Source organism: Mesorhizobium sp. M1A.F.Ca.IN.022.07.1.1 (genome assembly GCF_003997575.1).
Taxonomy (GTDB): Bacteria; Pseudomonadota; Alphaproteobacteria; order Rhizobiales; family Rhizobiaceae; genus Mesorhizobium.
Genome location: NZ_RZST01000614.1, coordinates 1 through 1452 on the forward strand (window position 1 = coordinate 1; position 1452 = coordinate 1452).

The following is a 1452-nucleotide window of genomic DNA, read 5'->3' on the forward strand; positions in this document are numbered from 1 at the left end:
GTCGGCACGCCGCCCGACAATCTCGGCTTCCGGCTCGTCCGTGATCGCCGCGGTTTCCTTCAGGCTGCCCTTCACCGCCTGGGCTTGACCTGATTGCTCGAGAAACAAGGAACGTGATGATCTCGAAGTCAGTCTTGCTTGACCGGGTTCGCCCTGCCGCCGAGGCGTCGCTGGAGCGCCCCGGCGTCGATCGGCAGTCGATCGGAGCGCTGGTCCGCCAATTCTATGCAAGGGTGCGGAAGGACCAACGCCTCGGACCTATCTTCGCCCGCGAGATCACCGGTGATTGGGAGCCTCATCTGGACAAGATGACGGACTTCTGGTGTTCCGTCGTCTTGAAGAGCGGCGACTATCATGGGCGGCCGGTGCCGGCTCACCTGAAGCTGAAGGATGTCACCGAAGCAGACTTCGCCATCTGGTTGGCCCTCTTTGTCGAAACGGCTTCTGAACTGTTCGCTCCCGAAACCGCGGCGGTGTTCGTCGAACGCGCCGAACGGATAGCGACGAGCCTGAAGCTCGCCATGTTCTTTCGCCTTGGTCCTGCCCCAAACCCGGGTGGCGCATAAGGTCGACCTAGCAGGCGCCGAGCCATGCAGTCGTCTTAAGAACCTGGACCGGGCTTGATTTTGCGCAAGGATCGCGACCGTCGATGCCCTTAGTTTCCTCGGATGATCCTTAATCTTTGCCTCGGCACCGTGGTGATCAGCCTGACCGTCCTGATCCACACTTTCGGTCTCATCGCTGTCACCCATGCGATGGCGCGCCTGGTCGACCGCTTCCGCATGCATGGCCGGCGCAGTCGCATCGCGGCAATGATCAGCGTCGTGATGGGGCTCTTTGCCATCATCACCACCGAAGTGTGGCTGTGGGCAGGGGTATATCTGACGGTCGGCGTGTTGCCGGACTTCGAAACCGCGCTCTATTTTTCCACCATCACCTTTTCGACGGTTGGCTATGGCGATGTGGTGCCGGCGCACGGATGGCGCGTCCTGGCAGCCCTGGAAGGCGTGAACGGGTTTTTGCTGATCGGCTGGTCGACCGCCTATCTGATCGCTGCCGGAACCCGCATCGGCCCCTTCAGGGTCGGCGAGCACTTCTGAACCGCGGCTTGCTGGCGCTGGTCACACGGCCACCGAATGCTTGCCGGTCCCGTTTCCGAGGTACTTGTCGAACCTTGCCGCCACCGTCCTGACCAGCGGCCAGTTGTCTCTCGGCACGACGAAGTGCTCGCCATCGAGCGCAAGCATCCTGCCGCCGTCGTCGACGGCAACGCTGCTTGCCTTGAGCAGCAGCTTCCGTCCGACTTCGCCGAAACGTTCGACGAGTTCGACGGCTGAAAACGAGAAGTGGCACATCAGGCGCTCGATGATCCAGCCTCGCGCCAGATCGTCGACGCTGAACTCGATGCCGCGCGCGGTCGCCAAATGACCCGCGTTCACGGCCTTCTCATAC

General features: G+C 62.0%; 2 protein-coding genes and 1 pseudogene. 2 read left to right on the forward strand and 1 reads right to left on the reverse strand.

From position 1 onward, the window contains the following. Window positions 1-116: 116 nt before the first annotated feature. Both EOA75_RS32760 and EOA75_RS32765 read left to right on the forward strand, forming a co-directional pair. Window positions 117-566 carry a group III truncated hemoglobin gene (locus tag EOA75_RS32760; protein ID WP_127326131.1) on the forward strand — a complete coding sequence of 150 codons (450 nt, stop codon included), beginning with the start codon at window positions 117-119 and terminating at the stop codon, window positions 564-566. Between the two features lie 102 nt (window positions 567-668). After that, window positions 669-1100: a potassium channel family protein gene (locus tag EOA75_RS32765; RefSeq protein ID WP_127326132.1), complete on the forward strand. Its 432-nt coding sequence runs from the start codon at window positions 669-671 to the stop codon at window positions 1098-1100. Between the two features lie 21 nt (window positions 1101-1121). Here the strand turns inward: EOA75_RS32765 and EOA75_RS32770 are convergent. Continuing rightward, window positions 1122-1452: pseudogene (locus EOA75_RS32770) on the reverse strand (coproporphyrinogen III oxidase); the annotation flags it as partial.